Raw genomic sequence first — 11,895 nt, 5'->3', positions numbered from 1 at the left:
CTAACGGCGCAGAGCCCTCGGTTTACCTGCCTCCACAGGCTGGGTGGAGTCCAGGTGCGCCCAGACGATCAGCCGGTGACTGTGCCCCCATTCCGGATCGCGCGTGGTCAGCGTCAGATAGCGGCCGGGACGCGTATACCCGGACTTACGTGGCACAGGGTCGATCACTTCAACGTCCGAGGGCACTGTTTTGTCGGGCCCTTTGTCGATCAGATACGTGAACCAGGTCGTCCCGTCCGTCAGTACGACCGCGTCCCCCGAACGCAGCTTCGGGAAGTCCTTGAACGGGTCACCGTAGGTGCGCCGGTGACCGGCGACCGCGAAGTTGCCCTCCTGCCCCAGCCCCGCCGTGCGCGCGTAGTGGGCGAGGCCCTTCTTCAGCACGTCCGTGCCGGTGCCCTCCAGCACGGGCTTGTTCCACGTGAAACCGAGCCGGGGGATGTACATGATCGCGAAAGGCCTGCCGTAGCGGTACGCGGCCGGCTTCGGCGCGCTCGCGGGGGCACCGGCTCCGGACGGCTCGTGCACCGCCCCCTTCGACCACTGCTCCTGGAGCCGGTCGATCTGGTCGTCCATGACACCGTCGGCCTTCACACCGGTCCAGAACAGCACATAGACGACGAACAGTACGATCAGGGTGCCCACGGTGATGAACAGCTCGCTCACGGTCCTGACGAACACGCGCACCGGCGGCTCCTGAACGGACCGCCTACCTGCCTACTCCACGGGCTTCGCGTACTGCAGATCCACTGTGCCCGAGTAGCCGGGCAGAGTCACCGTCCCGTCCTCGGTGACTTTCCAGCCGAGGCCGTAGACGTTGACGTACACCATGTAGTTCTGGATCGCGGGGCTCTCCGCGAGCGCCTTCTGCAACACGTCCGGGTCACCGATCGCTGTGATCTTGTACGGCGGTGAGTAGACGCGGCCCTGGAGGATCAGGGTGTTGCCCACGCAGCGCACCGCGCTGGTCGAGATCAGCCGCTGGTCCATGACCTTGATGCCCTGGGCACCGCCCTTCCAGAGCGCGTTCACCACGGCCTGGAGGTCCTGCTGATGGATGACGAGGTAGTCCGGCTGCGGTTCGGGGTAGCCCGGGAGCTTGGCCGTGGCGTTCGGCGGCGCGTCATTGAGCGTGACCGTGACGGCCTTGCCGGTGAGCCGGCGGGTGCCGGCGCTCCCCTCCAGGCCGGCGAGCTTCTCGTCCTCGGCCGAGGTGCTGCCGTCGTCCCGCTCGGCCAGCCGCTCGATCTGGTCGCGCACACCCGCGTTGGACTCGTCCAGCTCCTTGTTCTTGTGGCTGCGCTCCTGGATCAGGTCGGACAGCTTCAGCAAGGACGCGTCCGTACGGATGTCGGTGCCCTTGGCCGTGTCGAAGCTGGTGAAGAAGATCAGCCCGGCGAGGGCGAACACGGCGACGGTGAGGATCCGCACGGGCCGGAAGCGCGGCGTACGACCGGGGCCGGAACCCATTGATCCCGTCCCGGGTGAGTCGGCAGAATTGCTCAACGTACCCTTATCTCCTTCAGCGCCGCGGAAGCACTACGCTAACGGACGCCCGGGGGAGCCCTCAGTGTCCCCTTGTACGCTGCTCCGGAGCCCGACCCAGATATCTGCGCGGCCACGCAGCGCATCGACAGGAGAGACCCTCGTGCCGAAGTCACGTATCCGCAAGAAGGCCGACTACACGCCGCCCCCGGCGAAGCAGGCGGCTGCCATCAAGCTGAACAACCGCACCTGGGTCGCCCCGGTCATGCTGGCCATGTTCGTGATCGGCCTGGCCTGGATCGTCGTCTTCTATGTGACCGACGGTTCGCTGCCGATCGACTCGCTGGACAACTGGAACATCGTGGTCGGTTTCGGCTTCATCGCGGCGGGCTTCGGCGTCTCCACGCAGTGGAAGTAAGCACGTCACCCCGGTGAACGCAGCTCTACCCAGGGCTATCCGCTGAGTTATCCACAACTCTGATGCGCCATCCACAGGCTGCTGGGGACAAGAAACTACGATCTGTGGATAACTCACAGAACGTTGACGCCGATATGACTGCCCACCAGCGCTCGAAAACCTGTTCGCCCCCTGCCCCACCTGGGAAAACACCCCGGAGAGGTAGGGGGCACAGCCGTTCCGCCACGCTGTGCACAAGATCCCCCACAAACTGTGGACAACGGTTCGGTATCAGCTGAGCTGAGCGGTCCTCAGAGCGATCATGACCGCGACGACGACCAGAACCAGGGCGCAGGTGCCGTACTGGACGAGGGCGCGCCGCTCGCGCGGGGCGTGGATCATGGCGTAGCCCGTGATGACACCGGCGACGAGGCCGCCCACGTGGGCCTGCCAGGCGATGTTGGGCACCCCGAAGGTGATGATCAGGTTGATCACCAGGAGCGCGATGACCGGGCGCATGTCGTAGTTGAGGCGGCGCATCAGGACGGCGGTGGCGCCGAAGAGGCCGAAGATCGCTCCGGAGGCACCCAGTGAAGGCACGTTGGGTTCGGCGACCAGGTAGGTGAGCGCGCTGCCGGCCAGGCCCGAGACGATGTACAGCGTGAGGTAGCGGGCGCGGCCGAAGGCGGCTTCCAGGGGGCCGCCGATCCACCACAGGCTGAGCATGTTGAAGGCGATGTGGATGTAGCCGCCGTGCAGGAACATGGCGGTCAGCAGGCGGTAGTACTGGCCCTGTGAGACGCCCTCGAGGGAGCCGAGCAGCGGCACGTAGGCCTGGCCGATCAGGTCGAACCGGTCAGTGAAGCGGTTGCCGACGGCGAGTTGCACGATGAAGAGGGCCAGGTTGAGGCCGATCAGCACCTTGGTGATCAGGCGCGGGTCGGCCGCGACGGTGCCGCCCGCCAGGGTGCGGGGTTGCGTCGCCGCCGGCGGATGCCCCGTGCCGGAGCCCTCGCGGACGCAGTCGGGGCACTGGAAGCCCACGGAGGCGCTGACCATGCACTCCGGGCAGATCGGGCGCTCGCAGCGGGTGCAGCGGACGCCCGTCTCGCGGTCCGGGTGCCGGTAGCACACGGGCGTGTTCTGAGCGCCCTGTGCACTGCTTGCGGCCTGGTCCATGGGGTCCCCTCGGTCGTCGTGGGCGCATACGTCGCCCCGCTCATCCTTACGGACGAGCGGGGCGTTTTGTTCCCTGCGGGAGGGTCCGGCATGCCGACGGACCCGGTGAGGGCCCGGCCTCAGCGCTTCTCGACGACGATCGACTCGATGACGACGTCGTTGACGGGCCGGTCGTTCGGCTTGGTCGTGGGTACGGCGGCGATCGCGTCGACGACCTTCTGGCCGGCCGGGTCGGTGACCTCGCCGAAGATGGTGTGCTTGCGGGTCAGCCAGGCGGTGGGGGCCACGGTGATGAAGAACTGGGAGCCGTTGGTGCCGGGGCCGGCGTTGGCCATCGCGAGCAGGTAGGGCTTGTTGAAGGACAGCTCGGGGTGGAACTCGTCCGCGAACTCGTAGCCGGGGCCGCCGATGCCCGTGCCGAGGGGGTCGCCGCCCTGGATCATGAAGCCGCCGATGACGCGGTGGAAGATCGTGCCGTCGTAGAGCCGGTCCGTGCTCTTCACACCGGTCTGGGGGTGCGTCCACTCACGCTCGCCCTGTGCGAGTTCGACGAAGTTCGCGACCGTTCTGGGCGCGTGGTTCGGGAACAGCCGGACCTCGATGTCGCCGTGGTTCGTCTTCAGGGTGGCGTAAAGCTGCTCGGCCACGATCTGCCTTCCGTTGTCTCCTGCGATCCCCTGATCCTCGCACGGTCGGGGCGGTGCGTCGCCCTGCTGCGGCTGACGGGTGTGTATCCGGGCGAACCACGTGCGGATTTCCGGTCGTGTCCGCTCGGGGCGGGGGCGCGCGGCGGCGATCCGTGGCATTGTCGACGTCAAGCTCCCGTTGCCCAGAATTCGTCTTTCATCCGCTCTTGGTCTTGATGGAGTCGATCGGCACCCGTATGCCCGTCCTCGCATGCCTCCCGGCTCGTCGACAGGCATGATCCGTAAAAGGGTGGACAGTCGAAATACCGTACGCCACCGAGGAGGAGGTTCCCGTGACCCGCATCGACAGCGTGCGCGCCGCGACCGGCTCGGCGAAGGACAGCGTGCTGCACGCCGCGGAAGTGGTGGCGCCCTACGCCGACACGGCCAAGGAGCGTGCCGCGTATTACGCGCAGGAGGCACGTGTACGGCTCGCGCCCGTGGTGTCGCAGGCCGCTGAACAGGCTCGCGCCCAGGCCCGCGTCCAGTACGACGCCCATCTCGCGCCGCGTCTGGAGCAGGCGCGTTCCCATGTACCGCCGAAGGTGGACCAGGCCGCGCACGAGGCCGCGGTCCGTACCCGCAGCGCGGCCCGGCAGGCCGCCGACTATTCCCGGCCGAGGATCGAGCAGGCGGTGGCCGCGGCCGGGCCGGTGCGCGACGAGGCCGCGCAGCGGGGCGCCGCGGCGCTGGCCGCGTTGCGCGGGCACGTCTCGGCCGAGGACATCCGGAAGCTGGCGCGCAAGCACGAGCGGCGGGCGCGGGCCGGCCGGGCCGTGAGGGTGCTCGCTGTGCTGGGTGCCCTGGCGGGTGGTGCGTTCGCCGCCTGGAAGTGGTGGGACAAGCAGGCCAACCCGGACTGGCTGGTGGAGCCGCCGGCCGCGACGGAGGTGCCGGAGTCCGGTGGGCTGCACTCGGTGGACGGCAGCCTCGACCCGGAGGCGCAGGCCAAGGCGGCCGAGGATGCGGCTGAGAGGGACGAGGACCGGTAACCGACAAGGGTGGCGGCTGGCCCTTTCAGGTGACGGCGGCCCTTCGGGCGGACGGTACGGCGGGGCAGAGGGCGGTTGTGCGTCTTCCGCCCCGCGGCTTGTTCTGACGAGGGTGGGTGGGCCGGGGTTCGGCGGCATCCGTGCGGTGGGGGTCAGCCGGTCTTGCGGGCCACGCCGCCGTAGAAGCCGATCTCGGCAGAACGGGGTGGTGGCGGGGTGTCCGGGCGCCAGAACGGGACCTGGGCCAGGCCGGGCTCGACCAGGTCGAAGCCGTCGAAGAAGTGCTCGATCTCGGTACGGGTGCGCAGGTTGAGGCTGGCGCTGGCCCTGGTGTAGACGGCTTGTGCCTCGCTGCGGTCGGCGAAGTCGCCCGTGGCGTGCGAGAGGACCAGGAAGCTGCCGGCCGGAAGTGCGTCGCGCAGGGTGGCGACGATCTGTGCGGGCTCGTCCTCATCGGTGAGGAAGTGGACGACGGCGACCAGGAGCAGCGCGACCGGTTCGTCGAAGTCGATGATCCGGCGGACGTCGGGGTGGTCCACGACGGCGTGCGGTTCGCGCAGGTCGGCGAGCACGATGCTGGTCGTGCCGAAGCCGCTGAGCAGCGCGTCGCCGTGGGCTTTCACGATCGGGTCGTTGTCGACGTAGGCGACCCGCACGTCCGGTGCCGTGTGCTGGGCGACCTCGTGCACGTTCGGTGAGGTGGGCAGCCCGGTGCCGATGTCGACGATCTGGCGCACGCCGCTGTCGACGACGTATCGCACGGCGCGCCGCAGGAAGTCGCGGTTGGCCCGCAGCCCGATCCGCACCTCGGGTGCGGCGGCGGCGAGCTGGTCGCCGGCCTGCTGATCGACCTCGTAGTTGTCCTTGCCGCCCAGCAGGTAGTCGTAGATCCGCGCGGGATGCGGCCTGCTGGTGTCGATCTCCCCGATCCGGGAACCGTCCTGACTCACTCTGTGTCCCTCCTCACGTCCGACGACAGCTTCGCACATCAACTTCGGTGCCAGTGCGGTGAGTTGTGCCTCGCCGCTACGACGCTCTCGGCCGGTCGGCGCCGCGCAGGAACACGGTGCTGGTGAGGACGCCGAGGAGCACGAGGGCGGCGTTCACCGCGATCGCGACCCGCAGCCCGCCGAGGACGGCCGTGGCGATCGCGCTCATGATCGGCGTGCCCATGGTGATGCCGATCTGCTGGGTCATGGTGGCGAGTCCTGTGGCCAGGGCCTGTTCGTGGTCGGCGAGCCCCGAGGTGGCGGTGACCATGAAGGCGACGATGACGAGCATGTTCCCGACGCCGCCGGCGAAGGTGGCGGCGTCGGGAGGAGCCGACCATGCTCGCGGGTGTCAGCATCACCCACTGCACGCGCCTCGAGCAGGGCCGGGCGAACGGCGCCTCGGACTCCGTACTGGACGCGATCGCCCGCACGCTGCGGCTCACCGCGGAGGAGACGGCTCACCTCAAGAACCTCGCCCGGGCCACGCCCTCGTCCCGCCCCGCTCGTCCCTGTGCGGAGCACGCCAGTACCTCGTCCCGTCAGCTGCTGCCATGACCGACGTGCCCTCTCTTGTCCTGGACCGCCGGGGCGACGTCCTCGTCTGGAACCAACTGGGTCACGCCCTGCTCGCCGGCCATCTGCCGGCCGAGGGCCCCGATACGGCGGGCGCCCGCCCCAATCTCGTGCGGATGCTGTTCCTGGACGAGCGGTACCGGGGGTTGTACCCCGACCGGAACGAGGAGGCCCAGCTCGCCGTCGCGTCCCTGCGGCTGGTCGCGGGCCGCCATCCCGACGACCGCGGGCCGGCCGAGCTGATCGGGCAACTCTCCATGCGCAGCGCCGAGTTCGCTTCCCTGTGGGCCCGGCATCCGGCCGCACCTGTACGTCGGGCATCAAGTACGTGCACCATCCGGCCGTCGGGGCGCTGGAGCTGAGCTTCGAGAACCTGCGCATCCCCGGCAGCGCGAGGCAGCGGATCATCGCCTGCACCCCCGTGCCCGGCTCCCCTTCGGAGGCGTCTCTGCCTCTCCTGGGCAGCCTCACGGCCGCCACGGACCCGGCGACCACCGGAGCGCGCCCCTGACGGCCCCTGCCCCCCAACGCCCAGATCCCCTCTGACCCGCGTTTCCGCAGGTCAGAGGGGATCTGGAGGAGTGGAGCCTAGGGGAGTCGAACCCCTGACATCTGCCATGCAAAGACAGCGCTCTACCAACTGAGCTAAGGCCCCGTACGAGCAACGACCTCCGAGAGCCTCGCTCTCCGGAGGGCGTCGGGGACCAGACTACCGGGTCACCCCCTGGATCTCGCAAAAAAGATGGGGGTCCCTGTGCACGACCACTCTCCGTAAGATGCTCGACGTGGTTCGCGACAGCGAACCACGTCTTTGGGGAAGCGATGGGGAGACGCAACATGGACGCCGCACAGCAGGAAGCCACCGCGAGAGCGCGGGAGCTGCAGCGGAACTGGTACGGAGAGCCGTTGGGGGCGCTCTTCCGTAAGCTCATCGACGATCTCGGCCTGAACCAGGCCCGTCTCGCGGCGGTCCTGGGACTGTCCGCTCCGATGCTGTCGCAGCTGATGAGCGGCCAGCGGGCGAAGATCGGCAATCCCGCGGTGGTCCAGCGGGTGCAGCAGCTGCAGGACCTGGCGGCACAGGTCGCGGACGGCAGCGTCAGCGCGGCCGAGGCGATCGAGCGCATGGAGGAGATCAAGAAGTCCCAGGGGGGTTCCGTGCTCAGCAACACCACGCAGACGACCAGCAATTCGGGAGCGCCGACGGTCAAGCGGGTCGTCCGCGAGATCCAGTCGCTGCTGCGCTCGGTGGCCGCCGCGGGGGACATCATCGAGGCCGCCGACAGCCTCGCCCCGACCCATCCGGAACTGGCGGAGTTCCTCCGGGTCTACGGCGCGGGCCGCACGTCCGACGCGGTGGCGCACTACCAGTCCCACCAGAGCTGAGCCCGCGGCCCGGTCCACCGGAGGGGGTCCGGCGGGCCGGGCCGACGCCGAGGCCGGTGCGTGTGGGCACCGGCCGGAACACGGACTCGGGCACGGGAGGGGTCGTATCGCTCGTCACGGGGGAGGCAAGGGGGGTGTCACAGGGGGAGGTGCGACGGACAGCCATGGGTGAGGTCTTCGCCGGCCGCTACGAACTGGCCGACCCGATCGGACGCGGGGGCGTCGGCGCCGTATGGCGTGCCTGGGACCACCGTCGCCGCCGCTATGTGGCGGCCAAGGTGCTCCAGCAGCGCGACGCCCACTCGCTCCTGCGCTTCGTACGGGAACAGGCCCTGCGGATCGATCACCCCCATGTACTCGCACCGGCCAGCTGGGCCGCCGACGACGACCAGGTCCTGTTCACCATGGACCTCGTCGCCGGCGGCTCGCTGGTGCATCTGGTCGGGGACTACGGCCCCCTGCCGCCGGCCTTCGTCTGCACACTGCTCGACCAGCTCCTCTCCGGGCTCGCCGCGGTGCACACGGAAGGTGTCGTGCACCGGGACATCAAGCCCGCCAACGTCCTTCTGGAAGCCAGCGGAACGGGCCGTCCGCGGCTGCGCCTGTCCGACTTCGGTATCGCGATGCGGCTGGGCGAGCCGCGTCTGACGGAGACCAACCTCGTGGTGGGGACGCCGGGTTATCTCGCGCCCGAGCAGATGCTGGGCGCGGAACCGGACTTCACCGCCGACCTGTTCGCCGTGGGCCTGGTCGCGCTCTATTTGCTGGAGGGCGCCAAGCCGGACGTCAAGGCCCTCGTCCAGTACTTCTCCGAGCACGGCATCCCGGGTGCGCCCAAGGGAATCCCGGAGCCCCTCTGGCAGGTCGTCGCCACGCTGCTGCAACCGGACCCGGACGCCCGTTTCCGCACCGCGACCGGGGCCCGCAAGGCCCTGGCCTCGGCCGCGGATCTCCTGCCGGAACCCGGCCCGGACGACGAGCTGATCGAGATCTTCGACCAACTCGGGCCTCTTCCGGTGGGGTTCACCGCCTCGGGGCCCGTCAGGAAGGCGCCGGGAGTCCGGACCGACGCGATCGCGGGAACGGGCACGGGCTCACGGACAAACAGGGACACCGGTACGGCCACGGGCACGCCGACCACCGGGGCGACCGGTCTCATCCCCGAGCCGTCCGCCATGTCGGACACCGGCAGCTTCCACCTCCCCCCTCCACAGCCCTTTCCCCCGCCACATGTCCTCCCGACTCCGCAAACGCCGCTGCCACGGCAGCGTGTTGATGTCTCTACTGCTTCATACACCGCTCGGAGCCCAGAGGTTCCACCTCCGCCGCCGGCCCTGTCGCCGCCGTACCGCACCGGCGGACGCCGTGCCCGCCGTCGCCGCCCCGGTCCGCCCGCGCAGGCGGCGATCCCGATCCTGCTGCTCGCGCTGGCCTGCTACGTCGTGGGCTTCTGGGCGCTGACCCGTATCTGAGCCCCGGCCCGTCGCCGGGCGGCCACCGTCCACGCCCCGAGCCCGAGCAGCAGCGCGCTGCCCGTGCCGATGCCGGCCGCGGCGAGCACCTTCATCGCGGTGTCATCGCCACCACCCCCGGCGCCCCCGGTGGCCGCGGCGGCCCGGTCCCGGTCGGTGACCTCGAAGAGGTTCCGTGGCTCGGACGGTCCGGCGTATCCCGGTGCGGCGTGCGCGCCGCCGCTCAGCCGCACCTGCAGCGTCACGCCGAACGGCCCGTGGCCGAACGTGTCGCCCATCTGTCCGTTCAGGTGCACGACCAGGTAGTAGGCCCCGGCGAAGCGCATGCCGCGCACCTCGTCGCGGTTGCCGTACCGGTTGCGGTACTCGACGGGCGGCAGCGGTTCGAGGGCCACCGTCTTCCGGTTGCCGCTGTAGTGCAGGGCCACGTCGTCGACGTAGCCGCGGACGGGGTTGTAGAGCGACAGGTTGAGGGCGCCGCTGACGTAGCCGCCGTCCTGGCTCGAACTGCCCAGTTCGGCGGTGGCGTGCAGTTGCCGGCCCCAGTCGACCGGGACTTTGTAGAAGAGGGTCTGTCCGGGTTCGAGGCGCGCCTGCCAGACTCCCTGCCCCAGCGCCCGCGCCGTGGCGAAGCCCGCCGCGCCGTCGCGGCGCCGGGGTTCGCCGGTGAGCGCCTCGGGGGAGGCGGAGTTCCAGGCCTCGGGCGCGTCCGTGGCCGCGGCCTTCGCCAGGCGCGGCTCGGAGACCGGGGCGAGTTCCAGGTCCCAGGCGCCCGAGGAGAAGGGGGACGAGGGGGCTGCGCCCGAGGACGAGGAGTCCGCCGCGTTCGCCTGCACGCGCTCGACGACCACGTAATAGGTACCGGCGGCCTGGCACAGCGACTTGCCGATCTCGCGCATGGCCAGAGCCGTGACGGGGCGCGGGCTCAGGCCGGCGCCGAAGCGCGCGGAGCCGTAGGAGCAGGGGCTGCCGTCGGCGTCCTGCATGCGCACCCTGATGCCGTCGGTGGCGGAGACGGTGGCATCGGCGGGGGGAACGACGGTGACGGGGACGTAGGCGGTCGTCGTGGCGTCGAGTTCGAGGCGGTAGGTCAGCGTGGCGTCCTGGGGAATGGAGCTCCGGTACGTCGCTCCCGGCTCCAGCCGTACGGCGTCCGCGGTGCCGGCCCCTCCGGCGACGGTCCGCGCGCCCTCGGCGAACGCGTAGCCGCCCGGTGCGCCGGACGGGGTAGCGGCGGCCGCCGCACCCGCATCCGGCAGGGCCGCGACGACGCACAGCACCGTCGCTACCACGGAAGCGCGCACGCCGCCTGTCGACAGCCGCAGGCGCCGCCGCGCGCCGGCCCGCCACGACGCCGTACCCCACCGCCCCATCACGCGCCCCCCTCACCGTCGTCCGCGGACCGTCGCCGTGACCCGATCACCGACGCGTCGCACCGCACCACCCACCGGCCGCTGGCCATCCTGCCCCGGCCCGCCCCGCGCCATCCGGGCATTCACAACACAAAACCCCGACCGCAAGCGGCGGTCGGGGTCTGATCAGTTTCCGGTATCGGTACTCACGAACCCGTGGGCACGGAGTCAGTCGCCTCCGTCCACAGATCCTGCTCGGCGCGATCCGCCTGGATCTGGCGGTACACGAGGAGCCCGCCGATGGCGGCCAGTGCGACCAGGAGAAGCTTCTTCACCGCGCGACCTCGTCTTTCCTTGACGTAGGGGACCTCTGGCGCCCGACTATACACACCGCCCGATATCGGTCGGTGACCTGCATGGGGCCCCAACTCCCGCTCACGAGAGCGCAGTAGGGGCAGTACGGGACCGCTCCGATCGGAGGGTGATCACACCTCTACGAACAGTGACTTTGTTCGCTATTCACTACTTCTCGCAAGCTCTCGCTGCTTTCTATGAGATTTCGCCCCCTTCTGCGCCCATCCGGGTGTTGTTCATCTGAACATCGCCGCGCCACGAGTCGAGGTCCAACACTTCGCGACCCTCATACACATCATGAGGAAAGTACGCAAATCGCCCAACCCGAAAGTGAGGGGCCATGACCGGCACCAAGGTCATGAAGCTGTGGACCGCCTTCGTCACCGCATTCCTCGCGCTGTGCACGGCGCTCGGACTCGTCACCACCTCGACCGCCGCCGCGGCGGCCACGCCGCAGACCGGGAACGAGAAACCGAGCACCACCACCGCGCAGGTCCCCGCACCGGCGGCGTACCACTGGGCCTGGTGGTCCCAAGCCAGGGCCCTGCCCCCCACGATGAAGCAACGGATCCGGGCCGAGGCCCACGGCAAGACCCCCAGCTGCCGGCACCGCTCCCTCGACGAGACCGAATCCGCCACCCCGTCCGAGCCCACGGCCCCTCTCAACTGCTGAGCGCACCGGGCAGCGAAGCAGGAGCAGGACCGGACGTAACAGCAGTACCCGACAGCAGCAGTAGCAGGACCGGCACAGGACCAGCAGCAGACGCACACGCGGCATCCGCTGCAGCACGAGCAGTCGCAGAACCAGTCGTACCTTCGTAACGGCGAATTGCGTACAGCGCCTCACACGACGAAACCCCCGACCGGACGGTCGGGGGTCGAGGTGCGTTCGCCGGGAGGGGCGAGCGCACGTGCCGCACCGCCCGTCGTCCGATGCCGGTCCCTCCCCACGCGGGGACCGGTACCCGACGATCCGGCGGCGTCGATGCGCGCCGCATCGGCTACCGGCGCGCATTCGAGACAGTGG

The 11,895-nt window shown here is 69.8% G+C and carries 13 protein-coding genes, 1 tRNA gene and 2 pseudogenes; 7 read left to right on the top strand and 9 right to left on the bottom strand.

Translation table 11 applies throughout. From position 1 onward, the window contains the following. Together IEZ19_RS13780 and IEZ19_RS13775 are read right to left on the bottom strand one after the other, a co-directional pair. Nucleotides 1-687 (bottom strand): class E sortase, encoded by a 687-nt coding sequence (locus IEZ19_RS13780; RefSeq protein ID WP_189311436.1) that lies wholly within the window; start codon nucleotides 685-687, stop codon nucleotides 1-3. Between the two features lie 30 nt (nucleotides 688-717). After that, nucleotides 718-1,506: a DUF881 domain-containing protein gene (locus tag IEZ19_RS13775; RefSeq protein ID WP_189311435.1), complete on the bottom strand. Its 789-nt coding sequence runs from the start codon at nucleotides 1,504-1,506 to the stop codon at nucleotides 718-720. A gap of 142 nt (nucleotides 1,507-1,648) precedes the next feature. Between IEZ19_RS13775 and crgA the strand changes: the two genes are divergently transcribed. Continuing rightward, a complete protein-coding gene (crgA, locus tag IEZ19_RS13770; protein WP_189311434.1) occupies nucleotides 1,649-1,903 on the top strand; it encodes a cell division protein CrgA in 255 nt (84 codons plus the stop codon). 270 nt (nucleotides 1,904-2,173) lie between these two features. Here the strand turns inward: crgA and IEZ19_RS13765 are convergent, their stop codons facing one another. Then, a complete protein-coding gene (locus tag IEZ19_RS13765; RefSeq protein ID WP_189311433.1) occupies nucleotides 2,174-3,061 on the bottom strand; it encodes a rhomboid family intramembrane serine protease in 888 nt (295 codons plus the stop codon). A gap of 119 nt (nucleotides 3,062-3,180) precedes the next feature. After that, a complete protein-coding gene (locus IEZ19_RS13760) occupies nucleotides 3,181-3,708 on the bottom strand; it encodes a peptidylprolyl isomerase (RefSeq protein WP_189311432.1) in 528 nt (175 codons plus the stop codon). Nucleotides 3,709-4,040: 332 nt separating this feature from the next. Here IEZ19_RS13760 and IEZ19_RS13755 point away from each other — a divergent pair, with 332 nt between their 5' ends. Next, nucleotides 4,041-4,739 (top strand): DUF5324 family protein, encoded by a 699-nt coding sequence (locus tag IEZ19_RS13755; RefSeq protein ID WP_189311431.1) that lies wholly within the window; start codon nucleotides 4,041-4,043, stop codon nucleotides 4,737-4,739. 152 nt (nucleotides 4,740-4,891) lie between these two features. Here the strand turns inward: IEZ19_RS13755 and IEZ19_RS13750 are convergent, their stop codons facing one another. Further along, nucleotides 4,892-5,689 carry an SAM-dependent methyltransferase gene (locus IEZ19_RS13750; protein ID WP_189311430.1) on the bottom strand — a complete coding sequence of 266 codons (798 nt, stop codon included), beginning with the start codon at nucleotides 5,687-5,689 and terminating at the stop codon, nucleotides 4,892-4,894. Between the two features lie 76 nt (nucleotides 5,690-5,765). Continuing rightward, a pseudogene (locus IEZ19_RS13745) lies at nucleotides 5,766-6,050 on the bottom strand (MFS transporter); the annotation flags it as partial. Nucleotides 6,051-6,067: 17 nt separating this feature from the next. Between IEZ19_RS13745 and IEZ19_RS50625 the strand changes: the two are divergent. Both IEZ19_RS50625 and IEZ19_RS50620 read left to right on the top strand, forming a co-directional pair. Continuing rightward, nucleotides 6,068-6,286: a helix-turn-helix domain-containing protein gene (locus IEZ19_RS50625; RefSeq protein WP_229840293.1), complete on the top strand. Its 219-nt coding sequence runs from the start codon at nucleotides 6,068-6,070 to the stop codon at nucleotides 6,284-6,286. Continuing rightward, a pseudogene (locus tag IEZ19_RS50620) lies at nucleotides 6,283-6,815 on the top strand (MmyB family transcriptional regulator). The gene IEZ19_RS50625 and the pseudogene IEZ19_RS50620 overlap by 4 nt, the downstream one beginning before the upstream one ends. Nucleotides 6,816-6,886: 71 nt before the next feature. Here the strand turns inward: IEZ19_RS50620 and IEZ19_RS13735 are convergent. Further along, nucleotides 6,887-6,959 (bottom strand) — tRNA-Ala (locus IEZ19_RS13735). 182 nt (nucleotides 6,960-7,141) lie between these two features. On the opposite strand from IEZ19_RS13735, the gene IEZ19_RS13730 reads away from it, so the two are divergent. Together IEZ19_RS13730 and IEZ19_RS13725 are read left to right on the top strand one after the other, a co-directional pair. After that, nucleotides 7,142-7,690, top strand: coding sequence for a helix-turn-helix domain-containing protein (locus IEZ19_RS13730; RefSeq protein ID WP_189311429.1), 549 nt, complete (start codon nucleotides 7,142-7,144; stop codon nucleotides 7,688-7,690). Nucleotides 7,691-7,854: 164 nt separating this feature from the next. Then, nucleotides 7,855-9,162, top strand: a complete 1,308-nt coding sequence (locus tag IEZ19_RS13725) for a serine/threonine-protein kinase (RefSeq protein ID WP_189311428.1) — start codon at nucleotides 7,855-7,857, stop codon at nucleotides 9,160-9,162. Here the strand turns inward: IEZ19_RS13725 and IEZ19_RS13720 are convergent. Next, complete coding sequence (locus IEZ19_RS13720; protein WP_189311566.1) at nucleotides 9,126-10,535, bottom strand: hypothetical protein; 1,410 nt, start codon at nucleotides 10,533-10,535, stop codon at nucleotides 9,126-9,128. The genes IEZ19_RS13725 and IEZ19_RS13720 overlap by 37 nt on opposite strands. A 185-nt stretch (nucleotides 10,536-10,720) precedes the next feature. Further along, the gene (locus IEZ19_RS50610) at nucleotides 10,721-10,849 is read right to left on the bottom strand and encodes a DLW-39 family protein (protein ID WP_003999697.1); all 129 of its coding nucleotides are present in this window, start codon (nucleotides 10,847-10,849) and stop codon (nucleotides 10,721-10,723) included. A gap of 359 nt (nucleotides 10,850-11,208) precedes the next feature. Between IEZ19_RS50610 and IEZ19_RS13710 the strand changes: the two genes are divergently transcribed. Continuing rightward, complete coding sequence (locus tag IEZ19_RS13710; RefSeq protein WP_189311426.1) at nucleotides 11,209-11,541, top strand: DUF6344 domain-containing protein; 333 nt, start codon at nucleotides 11,209-11,211, stop codon at nucleotides 11,539-11,541. The last annotated feature ends 354 nt before the right edge of the window (nucleotides 11,542-11,895 follow it).

This window comes from Streptomyces brasiliensis (genome assembly GCF_014647875.1).
Taxonomy (GTDB): domain Bacteria; phylum Actinomycetota; class Actinomycetes; order Streptomycetales; family Streptomycetaceae; genus Streptomyces; species Streptomyces brasiliensis.
This window is presented reverse-complemented; position numbering and strand designations above follow the sequence as displayed.

Coding starts and splice junctions, on each gene's coding strand:
- IEZ19_RS13765 (WP_189311433.1), bottom strand. CDS start 3,061: ATGGACCAGGCCGCAAGCAGTGCACAGGGCGCTCAGAACACGCCCGTG.
- IEZ19_RS50625 (WP_229840293.1), top strand. CDS start 6,068: ATGCTCGCGGGTGTCAGCATCACCCACTGCACGCGCCTCGAGCAGGGC.
- IEZ19_RS13730 (WP_189311429.1), top strand. CDS start 7,142: ATGGACGCCGCACAGCAGGAAGCCACCGCGAGAGCGCGGGAGCTGCAG.
- IEZ19_RS13725 (WP_189311428.1), top strand. CDS start 7,855: ATGGGTGAGGTCTTCGCCGGCCGCTACGAACTGGCCGACCCGATCGGA.
- IEZ19_RS13720 (WP_189311566.1), bottom strand. CDS start 10,535: ATGGGGCGGTGGGGTACGGCGTCGTGGCGGGCCGGCGCGCGGCGGCGC.
- IEZ19_RS13710 (WP_189311426.1), top strand. CDS start 11,209: ATGACCGGCACCAAGGTCATGAAGCTGTGGACCGCCTTCGTCACCGCA.